Annotated in this window: 23 protein-coding genes; 22 read left to right on the top strand and 1 reads right to left on the bottom strand. The window is 62.9% G+C overall.

Annotated features, from left to right (window positions below; genetic code table 11):
• Positions 1–70 precede the first annotated feature (70 nt).
• The 8 genes from ftsZ (at position 71) to dnaE (ending at position 8,948) form a co-directional block, all read left to right on the top strand.
• Complete coding sequence (gene ftsZ, locus O3932_RS03665) at positions 71–1,324, top strand: cell division protein FtsZ (protein ID WP_009648701.1); 1,254 nt, start codon at positions 71–73, stop codon at positions 1,322–1,324.
• Positions 1,324–2,082 (top strand): polyphenol oxidase family protein, encoded by a 759-nt coding sequence (locus O3932_RS03660; protein WP_296504010.1) that lies wholly within the window; start codon positions 1,324–1,326, stop codon positions 2,080–2,082. The genes ftsZ and O3932_RS03660 overlap by 1 nt, the downstream gene beginning before the upstream one ends.
• 176 nt (positions 2,083–2,258) lie before the next feature.
• The gene (locus tag O3932_RS03655) at positions 2,259–2,732 is read left to right on the top strand and encodes a cell division protein SepF (RefSeq protein ID WP_296505440.1); all 474 of its coding nucleotides are present in this window, start codon (positions 2,259–2,261) and stop codon (positions 2,730–2,732) included.
• 8 nt (positions 2,733–2,740) lie between these two features.
• On the top strand, positions 2,741–3,052 hold the full coding sequence (locus tag O3932_RS03650) for a YggT family protein (RefSeq protein WP_296504012.1): 312 nt from the start codon (positions 2,741–2,743) through the stop codon (positions 3,050–3,052).
• Positions 3,053–3,224: 172 nt separating this feature from the next.
• Complete coding sequence (locus O3932_RS03645) at positions 3,225–3,797, top strand: DivIVA domain-containing protein (RefSeq protein WP_009647307.1); 573 nt, start codon at positions 3,225–3,227, stop codon at positions 3,795–3,797.
• Positions 3,798–3,867: 70 nt separating this feature from the next.
• Positions 3,868–4,371, top strand: a complete 504-nt coding sequence (gene lspA, locus O3932_RS03640) for a signal peptidase II (protein ID WP_296504016.1) — start codon at positions 3,868–3,870, stop codon at positions 4,369–4,371.
• 8 nt (positions 4,372–4,379) lie between these two features.
• Positions 4,380–5,285: an RluA family pseudouridine synthase gene (locus tag O3932_RS03635; RefSeq protein WP_296505442.1), complete on the top strand. Its 906-nt coding sequence runs from the start codon at positions 4,380–4,382 to the stop codon at positions 5,283–5,285.
• A gap of 120 nt (positions 5,286–5,405) precedes the next feature.
• Positions 5,406–8,948: a DNA polymerase III subunit alpha gene (gene dnaE / locus O3932_RS03630; protein ID WP_009647308.1), complete on the top strand. Its 3,543-nt coding sequence runs from the start codon at positions 5,406–5,408 to the stop codon at positions 8,946–8,948.
• Positions 8,949–8,999: 51 nt separating this feature from the next.
• Here the strand turns inward: dnaE and O3932_RS03625 are convergent, their stop codons facing one another.
• Positions 9,000–9,230, bottom strand: coding sequence for an RNA-binding S4 domain-containing protein (locus tag O3932_RS03625; RefSeq protein WP_291449975.1), 231 nt, complete (start codon positions 9,228–9,230; stop codon positions 9,000–9,002).
• A gap of 93 nt (positions 9,231–9,323) precedes the next feature.
• Here O3932_RS03625 and O3932_RS03620 point away from each other — a divergent pair, with 93 nt between their 5' ends.
• From O3932_RS03620 to O3932_RS03555, 14 genes are all read left to right on the top strand, one after another.
• Positions 9,324–9,971: a hypothetical protein gene (locus tag O3932_RS03620; RefSeq protein ID WP_296504023.1), complete on the top strand. Its 648-nt coding sequence runs from the start codon at positions 9,324–9,326 to the stop codon at positions 9,969–9,971.
• Positions 9,968–10,690 (top strand): HisA/HisF-related TIM barrel protein, encoded by a 723-nt coding sequence (locus O3932_RS03615; protein ID WP_371536308.1) that lies wholly within the window; start codon positions 9,968–9,970, stop codon positions 10,688–10,690. The genes O3932_RS03620 and O3932_RS03615 overlap by 4 nt, the downstream gene beginning before the upstream one ends.
• Positions 10,690–11,457 (top strand): SseB family protein, encoded by a 768-nt coding sequence (locus O3932_RS03610; protein WP_314736263.1) that lies wholly within the window; start codon positions 10,690–10,692, stop codon positions 11,455–11,457. The genes O3932_RS03615 and O3932_RS03610 overlap by 1 nt, the downstream gene beginning before the upstream one ends.
• A gap of 288 nt (positions 11,458–11,745) precedes the next feature.
• On the top strand, positions 11,746–12,411 hold the full coding sequence (gene infC, locus O3932_RS03605) for a translation initiation factor IF-3 (protein ID WP_081445781.1): 666 nt from the start codon (positions 11,746–11,748) through the stop codon (positions 12,409–12,411).
• 36 nt (positions 12,412–12,447) lie between these two features.
• Positions 12,448–12,642, top strand: coding sequence for a 50S ribosomal protein L35 (gene rpmI, locus O3932_RS03600; protein WP_005871559.1), 195 nt, complete (start codon positions 12,448–12,450; stop codon positions 12,640–12,642).
• 27 nt (positions 12,643–12,669) lie between these two features.
• Positions 12,670–13,050, top strand: a complete 381-nt coding sequence (rplT, locus tag O3932_RS03595) for a 50S ribosomal protein L20 (RefSeq protein ID WP_007587751.1) — start codon at positions 12,670–12,672, stop codon at positions 13,048–13,050.
• A gap of 3 nt (positions 13,051–13,053) precedes the next feature.
• Positions 13,054–13,902, top strand: a complete 849-nt coding sequence (locus O3932_RS03590; RefSeq protein WP_371536304.1) for a TrmH family RNA methyltransferase — start codon at positions 13,054–13,056, stop codon at positions 13,900–13,902.
• Positions 13,903–13,951: 49 nt separating this feature from the next.
• A complete protein-coding gene (gene thiL, locus O3932_RS03585; RefSeq protein WP_371536302.1) occupies positions 13,952–14,947 on the top strand; it encodes a thiamine-phosphate kinase in 996 nt (331 codons plus the stop codon).
• A gap of 81 nt (positions 14,948–15,028) precedes the next feature.
• On the top strand, positions 15,029–15,220 hold the full coding sequence (locus O3932_RS03580) for a hypothetical protein (RefSeq protein WP_296504034.1): 192 nt from the start codon (positions 15,029–15,031) through the stop codon (positions 15,218–15,220).
• Positions 15,221–15,422: 202 nt separating this feature from the next.
• Entirely contained in the window at positions 15,423–15,659 is a 237-nt protein-coding gene (locus tag O3932_RS03575) for a hypothetical protein (protein WP_371536298.1), read from the top strand.
• A gap of 152 nt (positions 15,660–15,811) precedes the next feature.
• Positions 15,812–16,903: a hypothetical protein gene (locus tag O3932_RS03570; protein ID WP_299239496.1), complete on the top strand. Its 1,092-nt coding sequence runs from the start codon at positions 15,812–15,814 to the stop codon at positions 16,901–16,903.
• Positions 16,904–17,570: 667 nt separating this feature from the next.
• The gene (locus O3932_RS03565; RefSeq protein WP_371536295.1) at positions 17,571–18,677 is read left to right on the top strand and encodes a hypothetical protein; all 1,107 of its coding nucleotides are present in this window, start codon (positions 17,571–17,573) and stop codon (positions 18,675–18,677) included.
• Between the two features lie 197 nt (positions 18,678–18,874).
• Positions 18,875–19,993, top strand: a complete 1,119-nt coding sequence (locus O3932_RS03560; RefSeq protein ID WP_371536292.1) for a hypothetical protein — start codon at positions 18,875–18,877, stop codon at positions 19,991–19,993.
• 330 nt (positions 19,994–20,323) lie between these two features.
• Positions 20,324–21,355, top strand: a complete 1,032-nt coding sequence (locus O3932_RS03555; RefSeq protein WP_315294557.1) for a hypothetical protein — start codon at positions 20,324–20,326, stop codon at positions 21,353–21,355.
• Positions 21,356–21,484 lie beyond the last annotated feature (129 nt).

Below are 21,484 nucleotides of genomic sequence, written 5' to 3'. Positions count from 1 at the left end.
TTCCGACACGAAGCACATTAAACATCAACCTTCAACTAAAGGTTGAGGGTCTGATGCAAGGGAGACATCCATGGCGACACCGCAAAACCACCTGGCAGTGATCAAGGTCGTCGGCGTCGGCGGCGGCGGAGTTAACGCCGTGAACCGAATGATCGAGGTCGGCCTCAAGGGCGTTGAGTTCATCGCGGTCAATACTGACGCGCAGGCTCTGCTCATGTCCGATGCCGAAACGAAGCTTGACATCGGCCGCGAACTGACGCACGGCCTGGGTGCCGGCGCGGATCCTGCCGTCGGTCGCAAGGCCGCCGAGGATCACATTGACGAGATTGCCGCCGCGCTTGAAGGCGCGGACATGGTCTTCGTGACCGCTGGCGAAGGCGGCGGCACCGGGACGGGTGCTGCTCCCGTGGTCGCCCGCGTGGCTCGCGAGGCCGGCGCGCTGACCGTGGGAGTTGTGACTCGTCCCTTCTCCTTCGAGGGTAACCGCCGCGCGGCGCAGGCCGAAGGCGGTGTGACCACGCTGCGCGAAGAGGTTGACACCCTGATCGTCATTCCGAACGACCGTCTCCTGGAGATCTCGGACGTCTCCATCTCCGTGCTCGATGCATTCCGCGCTGCCGACCAGGTCCTGCTCTCGGGCGTCCAGGGCATCACCGAGCTGATCACCACCCCGGGCCTCATCAACGTCGACTTCAACGACGTCAAGTCTGTCATGAAGGACGCCGGTTCGGCGCTCATGGGTATCGGCGCGGCTACGGGCGAGGATCGTGCGCTGCGCGCTGTTGAGAGCGCCATCTCCTCCCCGCTGCTTGAGGCATCGATTGACGGCGCCCACGGCGTGCTCATGTTCTTCCAGGGTGGTTCTGACGTTAGCCTGCAGGAGGTCTTCGCGTCCTCGCAGCTGGTGCGCGAAGCCGTTCACCCGGAGGCGAACATCATCTTCGGCGTGGTCGTCGACGATACCCTCGGCGACGAGATTCGTGTCACGGTCATTGCGGCTGGCTTCGACGATGTCGCGGAGGTTCCCCCGGCGCTTCCTGCTGTTTCTCGGGTGTCTGCCTCCGTCGCTCAGAAGCGTTCTGCCGCCCCCGGGGCGAAGGCTCCGGCTCCCGAGACCTCTCGCATCACGCAGCTGTCGACTCGTCGCCCGCAGCATCGCCTGGATGTGGCTGCGCCCGTGCGCGAGTCCGCTTCGGCTGTGGTTGAGCCTCTGGCCGCCGTCGAGTACGAGGAGAACGAGTCTGATCGTTCCTTCGAGGTGCCTCGCGTCTACCCCGAGGCGCCGGAGAAGGAAGAGCTGGATATTCCTCCCTTCCTGCGCTGATGGCGATGCAGTTTCTTGCCGGTGCTCGGGTCCACCTCACCGAGGTGGACCCGAGCACCGGCGCACTTGCAGGCAATGTGGGCCTGCACGTGGGCGACGATCCGGCGCTGGTCCGGGCGCGCCGGGAAGCTATGGCGCGCCGATTGGGACGGGACATTGTCTGGATGAATCAGACGCATTCGACCCGGGTCGAGACCATCGTGCATGCAGACAGAGTACCGATGTTGGCCAGTGCTGGAACGGCTCTTGCTCGTCCCGCGCCGGGAGAATGGGGTCCCGTCGAGGCTGACGGTGTCGTGATCGATGCTCGTGGCTGGCGAAGTGCACCCGCTCTTGCCGTCCAGACAGCTGATTGTCTGCCCGTTGTCCTCTCCGCAGCACGCGGTGAAGTCGTCGCGGCTGTTCACGCGGGCAGGCGCGGCCTGCTCGGGGGGATCCTGACCGCTGCTGTCGAGCAGATTCGTTCACTGACGGATGAGGCAATCCTCGCTCTCATCGGTCCGGCTATCTGCGGACGCTGCTACGAGGTGCCGGAACACATGGCGAGCGAGAGCGAGGCCGACATGCCGGGGATCAGGGCGCACACCTCGTGGGGAACTCCCTCCCTTGACCTCCCGGCGGCAGCTAGCACCCAGCTGAGGGAGCTGGGGGTGCGTGTCCTGACGGACCCCCGCTGCACGCTCGAAGACTCCGATCTTTTCTCGTACCGAGCCGATTCTGGGTGTGGTCGTCAAGCGCTGATCATCATTCCCGTCTAACTGATGCGGTACGCGCATCGAGGGTGCGTGATCCGCACAGACTCCACTGCCTCGCCTCGTCAGCGGGTGTGACCGGGTTCTGTGTGTGTCACTCCTCGCGACGCGCCGGGTGCCCTGCGCGACGTAACCGTCAAGCGCCTGTAGCTTGTGGCTATGCATCGGCAGAAGGAGGAATGATGAGTAATTCGTTCGGTGCACGAGCACGCAAGTTCATGGGCTGGTACTCGGTCAATGAACCCATCGACCAGTTTGACCAGTTCGAGGACTTCGACGAGGTCGACGAAGTGGAAGAGGTAGCCCCCGTGGCCGATATCACCCCCGTCTCCCGCCCGACGCTGACTGCCATCCGACGCGAGGAGCCCGCCGAGGATCTCACACGTATCGTGACGATCCACCCCACCGCTTACTCTGACGCCGTCACCATCGGCGAGGCTTTCCGAGATGGCACGCCGGTCATCATCAACCTCACCGACATGGGCGAGGAGGAAGCTCGTCGCCTCGTGGACTTCGCCGCCGGCCTGACCTTCGGTCTGCACGGTGTCATCGAGCGCGTGACGGCTCGTGTATTCCTGCTGTCCCCGGCCTCGGTCGAGGTGGCCGGTGACAGCTCGTCCTCGGCTCGCCGCGGGTCCCTCTACAACCAGGGCTGAGTTCGCCGGTGATCGTTCTATCCTGGGTTGGGTGGGGCCTCAGTGTCCTTATCAACCTCTACATGATGGTGCTGTTCGCGCGCGTGATTCTGGACTTGGTCCCGTTTTGTGCGCGCGGATGGCGTCCCCGCGGAATCGTTCTGGTCGTGGCGAACCTTCTGTATGCGCTCACCGACCCGCCGATCCGCTGGTTCGATCGCTTCATTCCGCCTCTGCGACTCGGTGGAGGAATGGCAATCGATGTCGGTTTTATGGTGTTGTTCCTCATCCTATATGTTGCACAACGGTTTGCGAACACTCTCTACTTCATTAGCCAATAGGTATTAAATTCGGGCATGAGAGGTCGCACATATGCGACACTCGGGCCGTGATGAATGTTGTTCGTGTGACCATATCAGTTATTATTTTTGTGACGTGATAGCGGGCGGCCTTCCCGGTCGTCCAGGCATGCGGTTTTCCGCTTGTCAATCGAAACGACCGAGAGGCGAAGCAATGGCCCTGCTCACTACTGAGGATGTCCTCAACAAGAAGTTCCAGTACGTCAAGTTCCGCGAGGGATACGACCAGGACGAGGTCGATGAGTTCCTTGACGAGGTAGTCTCCACCATCTACTCCCTGCAGATGGAAAACCAGGAACTCAAGGAAAAGCTGGAGGCCGCTGAGCGCCGCGTCGCTGAGCTCTCCAACGGCGATTTCACCCCTGTCGAGACCCCAGCTCCCGCGGTTGTCGAGACGCCCGCCCCCGTGATGCCGACCTTCACCGGGCCGCAGGATCCCGAGTCCGCCACTTCCATGCTGGCCCTCGCCCAGCGCGTCCACGACGAGTACGTGCGCGATGGCGAGGAGCAGAGCGCGAAGATCATCGCCGAGGCCAAGGCCGAGCGCGAGTCGATCATCGCCGATGCTCAGAAGCAGAAGGACAACGTCCTCAAGCAGCTCGAGCAGGAGCGTGAGCTGCTCGAGAACAAGATCAACGGCCTGCGTACTTTCGAGTCCGAGTACCGCTCGAACCTGCGCAACCACCTCGAGTCCCTCCTCAACGAGGTCGGCAACAACGAGAACTGATCGCATACCTCTTTCCTGGCGGCGGTGCACCCTACGGTGTGCCGCCGCCGGTCCTTTAAGATAGGGAACCATGGCTGACTCAACTCGTTCGTTTATCTCACGCACGACGTGGATCTGGGCGTTAGTTCTCCTGGCCGTCGCGATTGTCTCCGACCAGGCATCGAAGGCATGGGCGCGCGTCGCCCTCGGGGATGGCAGTGACCGGCCGATCCTGGGTGAGTTGCTCTCGCTGAGGCTCGTGCACAATTCAGGTGCCGCTTTTTCCTTAGGCGCCAACAGCACGTGGCTGTTGACCGTCTTTACGCTCCTCATCATGGGCTTCCTCGGTGCGTTGGCAATCCGCGTGCGTAGGTCGTCAACGCTGCTGGCCATTGGCTTGCTCATGGGCGGCGCGGTCGGCAACCTGATTGATCGGCTGACCGGTGAGCCTGGGTTTGGCGTCGGGCACGTCACCGACTTCATCGCCTACGGCACCTGGTTCGTTGGAAATGTTGCGGATATCTGGATTGTGCTCGGTGCAGCGTGGCTGGCGCTGGCTCTGTCGCGTGAACCCCGAGAGGAAGGGAGCAAGTGAGTTCTCGGATGCTTCCCGTGCCCGATGCCCTGGTGGGCGAGCGTGTGGATGCCGCCCTGGCCCGCATGCTCGGCCTGTCACGCTCGCGCTGTGCGGAGCTGGCGGGGGATGGATATGTCCTGATTAATGGCGTGACTGCCGGGAAATCGGATCGACTGGGCGCTTTCGACATTATCGAGGTGACGATCCCCGAGCCTGAGAGTAAGCCGACGCCCGTGACTGACATGGGAATCCTGTACGACGATGAGGACATTGTCGTCGTCGACAAGCCCGTGGGCGTCGCCGCACACACCGGTCCCGGATGGGAGGGGCCCACGGTCCTGGGGAATTTGGAGGCAGCGGGTTACCGCATCACCAGCTATGGCCCGCCTGAGCGACAGGGTATCGTCCACCGCCTCGACGTGGGGACCTCGGGGGCGATGATGGTTGCCAAGTCAGAGCTGGCCTACACGGTCATGAAGCGGGCCTTCAAGGAGCGCACCATCGAGAAGGTGTACCACGCCGTCGTCGCCGGTCACCTCGACCCGGCCTCGGGCACGATCGACGCTCCGATCGGTCGCCACCCTTCCCGTGAATGGCGTATGGCCGTCATTGACGGCGGCAAGCGAGCCGTCACCCACTACGACACCCTGGAACTCATGGCGGGGGCACAACTCACGGAGGTACACCTGGAGACGGGACGTACCCACCAGATCCGCGTGCATATGGCCGCCGTCGGTCACCCCTGCGTGGGCGATACGTTCTATGGCGCAGACCCCACTCAGGCGGAGCGCCTGGGACTCACCCGACAGTGGCTGCACGCCGTTCGTCTCGGCTTCGCTCACCCGCGAACGGGCATGCCGATGAGTGTGTCCAGCCCCTATCCGGCCGACCTGGAGGTGGCCCTCGACAGGCTGCGTCACCCTGGCGCCTAAGACGGAGGTGACAGTACATCCCAGCCACGGCCTCGTCGATGAGTGGGCCGTGAGATGAACGACCGCGTGCACTCGTGCGTTGCACGGCCCCGCGCGCGCCACGGCCAGTAGAATCGACGCATGGCTGATTCCTTCGTGCACCTTCACAACCACTCCGAGTATTCGATGCTGGATGGAGCGGCGAAGACGAAAGCAATGGCGGAGGAAGCGGCACGCCTCGGGCAACCCGCGATTGGCCTGACCGATCACGGATACCTGTTCGGTGCCTACGACTTCTACACGAACTGCAAGAACGCCGGTGTCAAGCCGATCATCGGGCTTGAGGCGTACGTGACCCCTGGCACGTCGCGCTTTGATCGTCAGAAGGTCCTGTGGGGTGAGCCGTGGCAGCGCGCCGACGACGTGAGCGCCGGCGGTTCCTACAACCACCTGACTCTCATCGCCTACAACACGACGGGCATGCATAATCTCTTCCGCCTGGGGTCCTACGCCTCGACGGACGGCCAGTTCGGCAAGTGGCCGCGCGCCGACAAGGAACTGCTCGCCCAGTTCCACGAGGGCCTCATCGTGTTCACGGGCTGCCCGTCGGGTGCCGTGCAGACGCGCCTGCGCCTGGGGCAGTGGGACGAGGCCGTGGCTGAGGCCGCGGAGCTGCGCGACATTTTCGGGGCGGAAAACTTCTACGTCGAGGTCATGGACCACGGCATCGATATCGAGCGACGCACCCACCAGCAGGTCCTCGAGATCGCCAAGCTTATGAATGCGCCCCTCGTGGCCACCAACGACGCGCACTACGTCAAGCGCGACGACCGCAAGATCCAGGATGCGCTCCTGTGCATCAACTCCGGTTCGCGCATTAACGACCCAGACCGATTCAAGTTCGACGGTGATGGCTACTACATCCGTTCCTCGGATGAGATGCGTTCGCTGTGGAGTGAGCTGCCCAGCGCCTGCGACTCGACCCTCGAGATCGCCGAGCGCTGCGACGTGCACTTTACGACCACGAAGGAGGGCGCGAACTACATGCCCGACTTCCCGGTGCCCGAGGGCGAAGACAAGACCTCGTGGTTCATCAAGGAGGTCGAACGAGGCCTGCGTGATCGCTTCCCGAACGGCATCCCTGACGCCGTGCGCAAGCAGGCCCAGTACGAGGAAGACGTCATCATTTCGATGGGTTTCCCCGGCTACTTCCTGACCGTCGCCGACTACATCAACTGGGCGAAGTCGCAGGGCATCCGCGTGGGGCCCGGTCGTGGTTCGGGTGCCGGATCGATGGTCGCCTACGCCATGAAGATCACCGAGTTGAACCCCCTCGATCACGGTCTGATCTTCGAACGATTCCTCAACCCCGAGCGAATCTCCATGCCTGACTTTGACGTCGACTTCGACGAACGTAGGCGCGACGAGGTCATCGCCTACGTGAAGCGCAAGTACGGTGAGGACCGCATCAGCCAGGTTGTCACCTACGGCACGATTAAAACCAAGCAGGCCCTGAAGGACTCTGCGCGCATTCTCGGCAAGGACTTCAAGGTCGGCGAGCAGCTCACCAAAGCCCTGCCCCCGGCCATTATGGGCAAAGACATCACGGTCCACGGCATCTTCGATGAGAAGGACAAGCGCTACGCCGAGGCCTCGGAGTTCCGTAAGTTCTACGAGGAGAACCCCGACACGCACGAGGTCGTCCAGTACGCGCTCGGCCTGGAGGGGCTGACGCGTCAGTGGGGCGTGCACGCGTGCGCGGTCATCATGAGCTCCCACACGCTCACGGACATCATCCCGATCATGAAGCGCCCGCAGGACGGCGCGATCATCACTCAGTTTGACTACCCGACGTGCGAGACGCTCGGCCTGCTGAAGATGGACTTCTTGGGTCTGCGTAACCTCACGGTCGTGTCCGACGCCCTTGAGAACATCGCGCTCAACGGCAAGCCAGACCCGGACCTCGATCACCTGGCCTTCGACGATAAGAAGACGTATGAGCTACTGGGACGAGGCGAGACCCTCGGCGTGTTCCAGCTGGATGGTGGCGGCATGCGCGACCTCCTCAAGCTCATGAAGCCCGACAACTTCGAAGATATCTCGGCCGTCGGTGCCTTGTATCGTCCGGGTCCGATGGGCGCGAACTCGCACACGAACTACGCGCTGCGTAAGAACGGGCGTCAGGAGATTACTCCCATCCACCCGGAGCTGGAAGAACCGCTTAAGGACATCCTGGGTACGACCTTCGGTCTGATCGTGTATCAGGAGCAGGTCATGCAGATCGCCCAGAAGCTGGCTGGCTACTCGCTGGGTCAGGCAGACATTCTGCGTAAGGCGATGGGTAAGAAGAAGAAGGAGGTCCTGGACCAGCAGTTCAAGGGCTTCCGCCAGGGCATGGTGGACAACGGCTATTCCGAGGAGTCGATCAAGGCCCTGTGGGACGTCGTTGTCCCCTTCTCCGCGTACGCCTTCAACAAGGCCCACTCGGCGGCCTACGGCCTCGTCTCCTACTGGACGGCCTTCCTCAAGGCGAACTACCCGACCGAGTACATGGCCGCCCTGCTGACCTCGACGAAGGACAACAAGGACCGCCGTGCGCTCTATCTGGCCGAGTGCCGCCACATGGACATCACGGTCCTGCCCCCGGACGTGAACGCGTCGATGGGTAACTTCGCGCCTGACGGTGAGGCGATCCGCTTCGGCTTGAACGCCATCCAGAACGTTGGTGGGCCGGTCGTTGACGCAATCGTGGAGACTCGCGCGCAGAAGGGGCGTTTCTCCTCGTTCCAGGATTTCCTGGACAAGGTCCCGCAGGTGGTGTGCAACAAGCGCACGATCCAGTCCCTGATCCGCGCCGGTGCCTTCGACTCGATGGGGCACACGCGCCGCGCTCTCCTTGCGCGCTGCGACGAGGCAGTGGACGCGATCATCGACGTCAAGCGCAACGAGGCCATCGGGCAGTTCGATCTGTTCGGCGCGCTGGGTGAGGACGATGACTCGGGTTCCGGCTTGACGATTGACATCCCGGACCTGCCTGAGTTTGATCGCAAGACGAAGCTGGCCGCCGAGCGCGAGATGCTGGGCCTGTACGTCTCCGACCACCCGCTGCGCGGCGTCGAGGCGGCGTTGGCTCGCCACCAGGACTATGAGATCGCGCAGGTTGTGGGCTCGGAGGGTGCGATGGCGGACCGTATCGTCAAGATCGCGGGCCTGGTCTCCGGCGTGACGACGAAGGTGACGAAGCAGGGAAATGCGTGGGCGATTGCAACCATCGAGGATCTGTCGGGCTCGGTGGACGTTCTCTTCTTCCCGCGCTCGTACGAGTCGATTCAGACCTACCTCGCTCAGGACATCATCGTCCAGATTGAAGGAAAGGTGAACGTCCGCGAGGAGGGTATGACGATCTACGGTCAGTCGATGACTCTCCTGGATCTGTCGGGCGGGGCGGACCTGCCGCTCGACCTGCGCCTGCCGGCTGCCCGGTGCACGCCCGAGCTTCTCACCGATCTGCGAGGCGTCCTCGAGTCCTATCCGGGTGGCTCCCCGGTGCGCCTGCACCTGACGGAGCCGGGGCGCACGACGGTTGTCGAGCTGGATCCGAAGCTGCGCGTGGAGCAGACCAGCGCCTTCTTCAGCCATATCAAGGCCGTGGTCGGCGCGGGCGGCGTCGTGACCTCGTCCTAAGATGACGCGACGCGGGCCGGTGGACCCGGCTCGCGTCGTTGACGGGGATGCTTAGGAGGCGGTCCCGACGATTGCGGCGGCCCGTCCCCAGGGGGCGTCGACCTCGACGAGATCGCCCGCGCTCAGGTGGTGGCCCCGGCGTGTCTCTACCTCGCCGTTGACGGTCACGTCGCCGCCCTGGATGAGTTCGCGGGCCTGCGCACCGTCTTCCGCGAGGGAGGCGAGCTTGACGAATTGGCCGAGTTTAATCTCTCCGCGTACAGGGATCGTGGGGATGGTCATGGCGGGGTCCTTTCGCTGGTGGAGAGCGCATGACGCGCGAGGGCGTGTATGAACAGTATCCTTGGTGGCAAAGACACACAATAAGGAGGAGCGGTGAGCGCTCACAACGACGATATCGATGCGGAGTTCCAGTCGCTGGTCGCATCGCTGGGGGAGACAGGGACAGAGGCGTCGTCTCAGCCGACGCGTGACCCGGACGATACTCCCGTCGACGAGTCGCTGCACTTGGAGGGTGGCCGTCTGTCGGTCGCGCTGGTGCTGGCACCGATCGCGTACCCGGAGGCCCTGCATTCGCTGCTGGCGCTGTCGGGCGTCCGAGAGTCCATTGTGCGTCTCAAGCCGTGGACTGCCGTGTGGTTACGTGTTGAGACGACGCCGACGGACGAGGAGGAGCTGGATGCTCTGCTCACCGGCCAGCGCCCGATGCCGGATGTGGTAGACCGTGTGGCGCGCGCCGTGTCGAATCTGTCGAAGTATGGGGCGGTTGCTCTCATGAGCTGGCTCGTCGAGGGCGATGGCGTGGAGCCGGGCGTCTCGGGTCGTATTTCCGCCCAGCGTTACGTGGGTGGTGAGCCGGAGGAGGCGATCCCCGCTGGCCTCCTGTTGGGTGCGATGCCCCCGGCCACGGAGGATCTGCTGCTGGGGCGCACGACGCCCAGTGACTATTCGGATTCAGTGGGCGCCGACGGTTCTCGCAAGGGCGGCGGCCCGCTCGGCTGGTTCCGCCGCAAGCAGTCATGAGCGTCCTCGAACTGCTGCCCGCAATCGACGTAACGGGAGGGCAGGCGGTGCGTCTGTCCTCCGGGTCGGTCGATGCCGGGAGCTGGGGTAGTCCGATTGATGTCGCTCGTTCCTTCGACGAGGCTGGGGCGCGCTGGGTGCACCTCGTGGACCTGGATCTGGCGTTTGGTCGCGGCGAGAACTCTGAGTTGCTGGCCCGAGTTATTCGAGAGACGCCCGTGCACGTCGAGCTGTCGGGTGGCATCACGAGCCGCGCGGCCATTGAGGCCGGATTGGCGATGGGACCTGAGCGCGTCAACGTGGCCACGCAGGCGCTTGCGCGCATCGATGACGTCTGTGAGGCCGTCGATTCCTTCGGTGAGCGCGTCGCTGTGTGCTTGGACGTGCGCGGGGATCGCTTGGCCGCGCGCGGCGGATGCGGCGAGGGGGGTGACGTCTGGGAGGTACTGCGCGTTTTGAACGAGGCCGGGGTAGCCCGCGTGGTCGTCACCGACGTGACGCGGGACGGGCAGATGACCGGCTCGAACCGCGAGCTGCTGGAGCGCGTCGCAGACTCGACTGACGCGCGCATCATCGCGTCGGGCGGCGTCAACTCGCTGGCCGATATCGAGGCACTGCGCTCCCTCGGTATCGAGGGAGCCATCGTCGGAAAAGCACTCTATCAGGGGGCATTCACCCTGGCGGACGCGCTGGCCGTTGCCGGATGCGAGGAGGATTGATGGCCGCTGGAATGCCCAATCTCTCCGAGGAGCAGAAGAATCGGCTGGCTCAGCGCCTGTCGATGATGAGCCACGACCGCGGCGATGTTGGCCAGGGCCTGCCGCGCACGATGCGCGCGCTGGCGCTGGGGGAGGGGAGTGACGCGGGTGCCGCCCGCCTCGAAGCCCTCGTCGATGCTCTCGTGTTCGAACGGGTTATCGTGCCCATCGACGTCGAACCCGACCCGCGCGTGACGGGCGTTCATGCCGGCGAAAACGGGCATAACCCGATTGACTTTGTGCGGGCCCAGACCCCGGCCGGGGACGCACTCGCCATCTACTCGTCGGCCGAGGCCCTGTCTGCTCACCGCCCCGGTGATCGACCGATGGCCCTGGACTTCCGCACGATTGGACTCACCGCCCTGATTGAGACGGGCGGGCGCGTCGTCGTCAACCCGGGCACCGACGCGGTGCTGCTGCCGCGCCCCGCCGTCGCCGCCCTCGCCCAGGGCGATCAGTGGTTGCCTGCTTGGCGCGATGTGGCCTTGCGCGAGCTGCTGCTCGCCGAAGTAAGCGCCGCCTGCTCCGCCATCACCGACCTGTCCATCACCTACGCGGGCGATGGTCTGACGCGCGTCATCGTGTCCGTGGAACGATCCTGTTTCAAGGGGGCGGCCAATGCCTCGGCAATGAAGCAGAGCCTGACTCAGGCGTTGTCGCACGTCGGGGCAAACCGCCGCCTCATCGCCTCGGCTGATCGCGTCGAGATCGCGCCCATCCTCGCCTGAGGCCATGGTGATTGCCGACGCGCCACGGCCTCGTCCGTGAGCGTGAGGCATGCAATGGCCCCTGACCTGGCGCGGGGGTATCCTCTCTGGTATCGTTAGCATGACCGTCTGGGCATACGCCCGGAACGCAAGCGGAGAAATCCCACCTGGATACCCGCCTCTCGACAGGGAGGATGCCGCCCACAGGGGCGAAGCGCAGGGGATCGGGTTCGGCGGTCGGCACCCGTGCGTGTTGACCCTATGGAAGCCTCCGTGCGCGTCGCGTAACGGAGGCTTTTCGTTTCGCGCATAAGGATTCTGTGGAAGGAGCCGCTCATCAGCGAGACTCGCATCAATGAGCGTATTCGAGTCCCCGAGGTTCGCCTCGTGGGACCCGGAGGTGAACAGGTCGGCGTCGTCCGCGTTGAGGACGCGCTGCGTCTGGCCGAAGAGGCCGGGCTTGACCTGGTTGAGGTTGCGCCGAACGCTAAGCCGCCCGTCGCAAAGCTCATGGATTACGGCAAGTACAAGTACGAAGCCGCCCAGAAGGCCCGCGATGCTCGCCGCAACCAGGCGAACACGCAGCTGAAGGAAATCCGCTTCCGACTCAAGATCGACGATCATGACTTCGGCGTCAAGAAGGGCCACGTGGAGCGCTTCCTGTCCGCCGGCGATAAGGTCAAGGTCATGATCATGTTCCGCGGTCGAGAGCAGTCTCGCCCCGAGGCTGGCGTTCGCCTCCTGCAGCGCCTCGCCGAGGAGATCGGTGATCTCGCCACCGTCGAGTCGATGCCCCGTCAGGACGGGCGCAACATGACGATGGTGCTGGCCCCCACCAAGCGCAAGGCCGACGCCCTGACCGAGCAGCGCAAGCGCCGCGAGGCCGAGCGCGCCGAACGCCGGGGCAAGCGCGCCGAACGCGCCAGCAAGGACCAGGCCCGCGTGGCAGCCGACAAGGCTGACGAACAGGACTGACGGCGATAGTAATCGCCTCACAACGAAGGAATAGAAATGCCGAAGAACAAGACTCATTCCGGTGCTAAGAAGCGCTTCCGCACGACTGGCTCGGGCAAGATCATGCGCGAGCAGGCCGGAGCCCGCCACCTGCTGGAGCACAAGTCCAGCCGCAAGACCCGCCGCCTGGCCACCGACCAGGTCCTGGAGACCGCCGACGTCAAGCGCGTCAAGCGTCTGCTGGGCAAGTGAGCTCGAGTTAGAGGAGAACAGTAGAAAATGGCACGTGTTAAGCGTTCTGTCAACGCCAAGAAGAAGCGTCGTACCGTACTCGAGCAGGCCTCCGGCTACCGTGGCCAGCGCTCGCGCATGTACCGTAAGGCCAAGGAGCAGGTCACTCACTCCTTCGTCTACTCCTACCGCGACCGCAAGGCCAAGAAGGGCGACTTCCGTCGTCTGTGGATCCAGCGCATCAACGCTGCGTCCCGCGCCCAGGGCCTGACCTACAACCGCCTCATCCAGGGTCTGAACCTGGCCGGCGTTGAGGTCGACCGTCGCATGCTGGCCGAGCTGGCCGTGAACGACATCAACGCGTTCAACGCCCTGGTGAAGGTTGCCAAGGACGCGCTGCCCGCCGACATCAACGCCCCCAAGGCCTGATTGGTGAACTCTCATCCCGAGCGCCTGACCGTTCTCGACAATCCCCGCGCTGATCGCGTGCGCAGGGTGTCGGGTCTGGTTGGGCGCTCGGCGCGTTCGCGCTCGGGCCTGATGCTCGTAGAGGGGCCTCAAGCCGTGCGCGAGCTCGTGCGCTTTCGTCCCGGCGCTGTTCGGGACGTGTATGTGCGCGAGGATGCGTGGGGCACTCACGCAGACGTCGTCGATGCTGCGCGGCGCGCGACCCGCTGGGTGCATCCCGTGACTGCCGAGGTTTCGGCTGCGCTCTCGCGGGATTCGCAGGGAGTGTGCGCTGTGGCCTCCGCAGACGCTGTGTCGCGCGAGCTACCTGAGCCGAGCGTGGGCGAGACCCTTGTGGTCCTTGCTCAGGGGCGCGACCCCGGCAACGTGGGTACGATTATCCGCACGGCCGACGCGTTTGGTGCGGTCGGTGTTATCACGGTTTCGGGCACGGTGGAAGCCACCAGCCCGAAGGTTGTGCGTGCCAGCGCGGGTTCGGTGTTCCATATTCCCGTGTGCGTCGTTTCTTCATTCGAGGAAGCTCACGCCCTCATCCACCGCCGCAGCGCCGCACTGCTGGGGACCAGTGGCGGGGCCGGCTCCCTTGACCTTTCTCAGATGCTCGTTCAGGGCGTTTCCGGCCGTTCGCGCTTGTCGCAGTCCCATGCGTGGGTCTTCGGTAACGAGGCAAAGGGCCTGTCGGGGGCAGAGATGCGGCTGTGTGACGCGCTCGTGTCGATCCCGATGACGGGGGACGCCGAGTCCCTTAACGTTGCCAGCGCGGCGACAGCCTGCCTGTTCGCCTCCCAGACTGTGCGAGGCATGACGCTCTGACGTTTCCTGATCGCGGTGCATTGTGGCGCTCGCGACTACCCTGGGTGTCATGAAGTTAGGTGACCTGTCCGAGGCCCAGTTGGTCTCTCATTTCCGCGCATCGTTCCCCGCAGGCGAGCGCACCCTCATCGGCATTGGCGATGACTGCGCGCAGATCGCGGCACCCGAAGGATCCTTCATCGTGACGACGGATGTCATGGTGGAAGACCAGCACTTTCACCTGTCCTGGTCCACCGGCTACGAGGTCGGTGCCCGCGTGGCGGCGCAGAACCTCGCGGATATCGACGCGATGGGAGGGCGTCCCTCAGGTCTCGTCGCCTCGGTCGTCGCGCCGCGAGACATGGATGCGGATATTTTTCTCGATGTTGTCCGAGGCCTGGGGGAACGGGCGCGCGAGGTCGGTGCGGGCGTCGTTGGCGGTGACTTGAGCGCGGGAAACAAGCTCGTCCTCTCGGTGACTGCCTTCGGCTATTGCCCGGGGCCAGTGGTGCGTCGCGACGGGGCACGCCCCGGCGACGTCATCGCGGTGAGCGGTACGTTGGGCTTTTCCTACGCTGGCCTCGACCTGCTCTCGGGCGGGTATGTCGACCCTGCCGCGCGTGGTAGCGACCAGCTGGGGAAACTCGCTCCCTTCATCGAGACCTATCGCGCGCCGCACCCGCCGCTGGGGTCAGGGGTTGCCGCCGCGGCAGCGGGTGCTCGGGCGATGATGGACCTGTCCGACGGACCCGCCGCCGATGCCGCCCGCATGGCCACGGCCTCGAACGTCGTCATCGAATTCGACCGGCACGCCATCGAGGAGGAGGCATGGAAGCTCCAAGCGCCGGCTCTGATCTGCCGAACGGACCCCGTGTGGTGGGTGCTCCAGGGGGGTGAGGAACATGGAATGCTCGCTGCGTTCCCGCCCGACGCGCCACTGCCCGACGGATTCCGTGTCATTGGTTGCGTGCGGGCGCGCGAAGAGGGGGAGAAGGCCTGTGCGATGTTCGATGGGGAGATCCTGCGCGGGGCATGGGACCATTTCGATTCTGATTCCGTACACTAGCGTGATGTAGACCGCTGGTTTCCCCGTCGATGGGACGGTGTACACCGAGCGGTGTAGCTGCAAGGAATGGAGAACGTTAGCATGGCTGCTTCGACCGAGGGAACCCAGGCCTCGTCCCGTCCCATGTCGCGCGTGGCGCGCAAACTCGCCGAATCCTCCGAGGAGATCCCAGCAACCGCTGGGCTGTCACTCCCGGCGTTGCGCGGCGACGCGGTGGTGCCGCCAACGAAGGCCCTGCCCGTCGTCACCCGGGACGAGGACAACGCCAACTAACGCGGCGCACCAAGAAGGGGAAGAAACGTCGATGAGGACGACGAGGGACACACGTACGCGGAGTTGGTTCAGCGCGCCCCTCGTCATTGAATCCATCGATGACCCGCCGTAGAACGCTCGCTTGTCGTCGCGTGCATTCGTGAACGCGACGCTGAGATCAAACGCGAACGCGTCGTGTCCAGCTGCGCTGCGCTCCCCGAACGTGACTGCTCTGGAAGTGTCCGTGATGCCGTCCATGCTTGCCACCGACACGGATTGTGGGAGTTTCACCGGCTACGACGCGCTCGTGACAATCCGCGAATCGAGCGGCACGTCCGGGTCCAGCGAACGCACCGTGACGGTCACTCTCTACGCGCAGGTCCCCCTGGCCGAGACGGGGATCCCCCAGCTGAACGAGGACGGAATTCCGAGGGTTCTCATCACGCTCGCCAGTCGCTGAGGCGCGTTGGAAAGAGAACATGGAATCGCGATATGCGTGGTGCCGTTCGCCTGCGGTCTGGGGGTGTCGTAGGCTACCATCGCCTTATAGTTGCCAAGCATTTAAAGGTGTTGGTGGGGATGCAAATGTCTGGCCCGCAGTATGGGGTACCGATGGCTCAATCCAAGCTGGGGTGGTGGCTCGTTTCCTTCATGCGAATGGACCCGAAACGGAGAAAGAAACTCATCGCCCTATTGTTCTTGCCCTCCCTGATATTTTTCAGCATCTTGATGACCCCAGTCGTGTGGGTTGTTGAGATGATCCAGGGGACACCCGACGGAGAGGTGCGTCAATACCTGACCTATCTTGCCGAGGGTGACGCGGCGAGTGCCTTGGCAATGGTTGACCCGGGAATTCCCAATGATCAACGCCAGTTTTTGACCAATGAGGTACTATCTTCAGCATCCGCTCGGCTCGAGATCGAATCGGTGGGTGAACCCGAGTACAGCACTTCTGATATCCATAGCAAGACAGTGACGGCAGTCCTCCGGATGAACGGGCATCGTTTTACGCACATCTTTACGGTTGACCGACGGGAGAAACGTGAGGGCGATTCATCCGTGTGGAAGATTCGCGATGGGCTCTTCGTCACGATTCCGGTTTCGGGTACGCGCGTCAACGAATTTAGCGTTGGCGGTGTCGTTGCCCCCGTGGGGGCTGACCAGACCACACCCACAGAGTATGTACTATTTCCGGGCGTTTATTCCTTTAAGCCCGAAGGGCTGGGAGCCTATGTCGATGCACCTTCGGCCACCGTCGTGATCGAAGACGGGGTGCGCTCGTCGTCCTATGAAACCGCGTCGGTACATTTCGATGGGACACTCAATGCAGAGCTGAGAGGTGAGGCGCTTCGTGCCATGCGTGGAGCCGTCCAGGAATGTGCAACGCTCGGTACAAACATGAAAGCGGGATGCCCCTCTGAGGTACGCTCGGCAAACATCAGCGAATTGATTGCGTCCACCCTCCCCGCAACGGTGGAGAATGGCAGCAAAGAAGGAAGCTACGTAGGATCCGACGCTGTGATTTCCGTGCGGGATACGTCAGGCACTGCGTTGGGTGCACAGCCCCGTGATCTCATCATTAAAACTACAGCCATCGTTGCGCTCTCAGACGCAGGAGTTCCGGTTACCGATATCGATGGAAAACCCGTCATCTCCGTCACGCTCAGCATCCCCTCGTCGTCAGGGGATTCGCCTTCTTCGTGAATATAACAAGTAATAGTTGCTACTGAAGGTTGTTGGCGGAGGTTGAGAGCGGTGCTCATTCTTACCCTGTCACGGTAACCGTTTGCCGAGGAAGTGCCTGGCGGCTTTCCCGTGACGTGACGCCCGGGACGTCGTAAGGAGCACGCAATGGATACTCGACACAATAACCTGACGGGGGCCTCGATACCACCGTTCGCAGGTGGCATGGACGATGAGCCCGTCCCCGACCCGCCGACGCTCTCAGCTGTGCCGTCCCCTCCGCGGCGGACAGCTGTGCCGGTGCCTGGATACGGGCAGGATCAGGTGGCTGCCCCGGTATCGATGTCGGCCCCCGCCGGCGCGGCAGCGTTCGGTGGTGCGGCTTCGCTCCCGCAGACCCCGCGCAAGCGCGTCAGTCCACTCGTACTGGCGGTCGTCATTGCGGTGGTCGTCGTCGGTGTAGCCCTCGGTAGCTTCGTGCTCGCACATTCGATACGCACGCCCGAGGCGGAGGTGCAACGGTACCTGGACTATGGTGACCGGGGAGCATGGTTGTATCCCCACTGTGATCGGTGTTGACTGACCACAAGCCAGATATGATACTGGGCACGCCTGCGTGGTCGGAGGGAAGGGAGCGCAGAGCACTGCCTTCTGACTGCTGTTTATCAAATAGTGTGAGGAGTGCACGATGGGCACCGAGAAGAACGACGCGAGCGTGGCTCCGATACCGGCGCCGCCTGTGACCCCTGCGGTTCCGGGTCCGCCGATGCCTGCTGGTGCGGGTGTGGCTTTTACGCCGGTGTCCGCTCAGGGGAAGAAGCGCATGAAGCTGATCGGGATCGTGGTCGGCGTCCTCGTAGTGCTGGTGATTGCTGGCGTGGTGGCGATCAAGGTCGTCAATAGTTCTCGTACGCCCGAGGCCGAGGTGCGTAAATACCTGGATCTGCTGGCTGCCGGTAAGGCGAGCGCGGCGACGGCGATGGTCGATCCTGGCGTGCCGAACAATCAGCGCACGTTCTTGACAGACGACGCCATGGCCTCGGCGACCTCGCTGCTGGTCGTCGAGGACGTCGTTGCGGATAAGAACGACGATTCCGACATGCGCACGGTGACCGCCACCCTATCTGTTGATGGGCAGCATTTCACTCGTACTTTCACCGTCGTAGCAGACGACCCGGCGATGGGGGTTTTCAACACCTGGACGATCAAGGAATCCTTGGCGACGGCAGTTAGCGTGTCTGGGGTGAAAATCGATCAATTCTCTGTCGGCGGCGTCAGCACATCGATTGAGAGCTCGAGCGCCACCTTGGATAAAGATACCTATGTCTTCTACCCGGGGATCTACACCCTCACCCCCATCGCGCCCAACGAGTACGTCGATGCGTATCCCGTCACCATTTACGTCCGAGACAATGTTCGCACGACGTCAGTCAACGAGGGGGTTACTTTTCTTGGCCTCTACACCGACAAGCTAACGGATGAGGTGCACACGGCGATTCGCGAGCGCGTCGGCTCGTGCGTGTCTGCATCCTCTTATGCGTCCAGCCAATGCCCCAGCGCATTGAATAATGCGACGACTTCATCAGTTGACATCAAGGAGCTGCCTGCTGAACTAACGCAGAGTAGAGGTGCGTCCACAACGCTCGAAGGTGATGTGGTCCTTGAATACGACTCCGTGAAGGGCCGAAAAGAAGTGAGAACGACGGCAGTCGTGACAATGCGGACGGACGAGCGCAGGATGCTGGCGCTTACCCCTGATGGCAAGCCGGACTTCACGCTGACTTTCCGCTATTAGGTGCCCGCACAGATGCTTGGCACCTGAGTAACTCTCCGCGCCGCACCGACGGGCACTACTTATCCGTCCTGTGATCGTTCTTTGACTCAGCGCTTGTGAGGTGTGATACTTGGCACGCTCAAGTGGTTGGACGGTGGGGCGTGTAGAGCGCGTCGCTTTCCAGGCTGTGGTTTGTCAAATAGTGTGAGGAGCAATTAATGGGCACCGAGAAGAATCAAGCGAATGCGGCTCCGATACCGGCGCCGCCTGTGACCCCTGCGGTTCCGGGTCCGCCGGCGCCTGCTGGTGCGGGTGTGGCTTTTACGCCGGTGTCCGCTCAGGGGAAGAAGCGCATGAAGCTGATCGGGATCCTGGTCGGCGTTCTCGTGGTGCTGGTGATTGCTGGCGTGGTGGCGATCAAGGTCGTCAATAGTTCGCGTACGCCCGAGGCCGAGGTACGCAAGTACCTGGATCTGCTGGCTGCCGGTAAGGCGAGCGCGGCGACGGCGATGGTCGATCCCGGCGTGAATAATGATCAGCGTACCTTCTTGACAGACGACGCCATGGCCTCGGCAACTTCGCTGCTGGTCGTCGAAGACGTGGGTACTGACAAGAAGGATTCCTCTGACACGCGCTCGGTGACCGCGACCATGCAGGTCAACGGCGAGCGCTTCGTCCACGTTTTCACCGTGACCAAGGCAGAGCCGACAATGGGTGTTCTTGACAACTGGAAGGTGAAGGACTCCCTGGCCGTGGAGCTGAACGTCGACGCCGAGGGATACACCCAGTTCACAATCGGTGGCGTCACCGCGGATATCCCCAGTAAGAGCTTCAGCGGTAGGGAGGGGTCCTATGTCGTCTACCCCGGTGTCTACACGGTCACGCCGGTCGCCCCGAGCGAATACGCGGATTCCAATCCTGAGACAGTCGCCGTTCTCGATGACGGGTTTGGCGGGAACGGTAGCACTGTCTCTCTGAAGGCCACCTACAACACCAAGCTGATTGCAGCAGCGCAAGCGGCAGGACAACAGGCTGTTGATTCCTGCACGTCCATTCCGGGCAACCAGAGTTCTTCGTGCCCATTTGCGATCCAGAGTGATGCGGTTACCGAGGTCTCGGGGGCGATGCCCAAGGCCTTGGGGGCGGAATCCGCAGAACAACCGACAGTATTTCGGGCAACTGTTATTTTCACGGCGACGTACTCCAATAAGTATTACATGGCGGGCACGCGCGACGTCGAGGCTAAGGTGGAGATCCGCGCGCAGCTCGACGACGACAAGGTGCTCAAGCTGGACAAGGATGGCAAGCCTGAGTTCACGGTCGACTTCCTTCGCTGAGGTGTTGTCTAGGCGTTGCCAACCCGTGATGGTGCCCGTCCGCGTGAAGCGGACGGGCACCACTCATCCATCCTGTGATCGTTCTTTGACTCAGCGCTTGTGAGGTGTGATACTTGGCACGCTCAAGTGGTTGGACGGTGGGGCGTGCAGAGCGCGTCGCTTTCCAGGCTGCGGTTTGTCAAATAGTGTGAGGAGCAATTGATGGGCACTGAGAAGAATCAAGCGAATGCGGCTCCGATACCGGCACCGCCTGTGACCCCTGCGGTTCCGATACCGGCGCCGCCTGTGACCCCTGCGGTTCCGGGTCCGCCGGCGCCTGCCGGTGCGGGTGTGGCTTTTACGCCGGTGTCCGCTCAGGGGAAGAAGCGCATGAAGCTGATCGGGATTCTGGTCGGCGTTCTCGTGGTGCTGGTGATTGCTGGCGTGGTGGCGATCAAGGTCGTCAATAGTTCGCGTACGCCTGAGGCCGAGGTGCGTAAGTACCTGGATCTGCTGGCTGCCGGTAAGGCGAGCGCGGCGACGGCGATGGTCGATCCCGGCGTGAATAATGATCAGCGCACCTTCCTGACCGACGACGTGATGGCCTCGGCAACTTCGCTGCTGGTCGTGGAAGACGTCGTTGCGGATAAGAACGACGATTCCGACACTCGCACGGTGACCGCGACCATGCAGGTCAACGGCGAGCGCTTCACCCATGCCTTCCGTGTCACTGCGGACGATGCGACGATGGGCGTTCTGGACAACTGGAAGATTCGGGACTCGCTGGCAGTGCCTGTGACCGTGGACGGTGATGGAATCGGTCAGTTCTCCGTCGGTGAGACGAAGGCCTCCATTGACAAAGCCAGTTTCTACGTGGAAGGGCGTTCCTTCCTCTTCTACCCGGGCGCATACAATTTCACGCCTGTCGCACCGAACGAGTATGTTGACACGACTCCTGTCTCCGTCTCCGTGCTCGATGACGTGCGCACTCGAAATAACGATGGCAAGAGCGACGTCACCTTCAAGGCGACCTATAACGACAAGCTGGAAGCCGCTGCTCTCGAAGCAGCTCAGACGCTCGTTGAATCGTGCGGGACCTACCCCGGCAATCAGGGGGATGACTGCTCGTCCCTGATTCGGGGAGATAGTGTCACCGCTATTTCCATCAAAGAAAAGCCGACATCTCTCGATTCGTACAGCTTTGATCCAACGTCATTTTCCGGGAGCGTGACATACACGGTCACGACAGGGGAGGGGGCGCTGTTCCCAGGAACGAGGGACGTCGGCCTGACGGTGAAAGTTGACGCGCGTTTCGACGATGACGGAGTGCTGAAAGTGACCGCCGATGGCAAGCCGGACTTTAGGGTGTCCTTCGCCTTCTAACGTCCGCCACTGTCGCCCATACACCCGGTGCCCGTCCGCGTGAAGCGGACGGGCACCGTCTATCCGCACTGTGATCCTTCTTTGACTCGTCGCATGCGTGGCGTGATACTGGGCACGTCTGAGCGACCG

The sequence above is a fragment of the Pauljensenia sp. 20925_1_25 genome (genome assembly GCF_041433955.1).
Classification (GTDB): Bacteria; Actinomycetota; Actinomycetes; order Actinomycetales; family Actinomycetaceae; genus Pauljensenia.
This window is presented reverse-complemented; position numbering and strand designations above follow the sequence as displayed.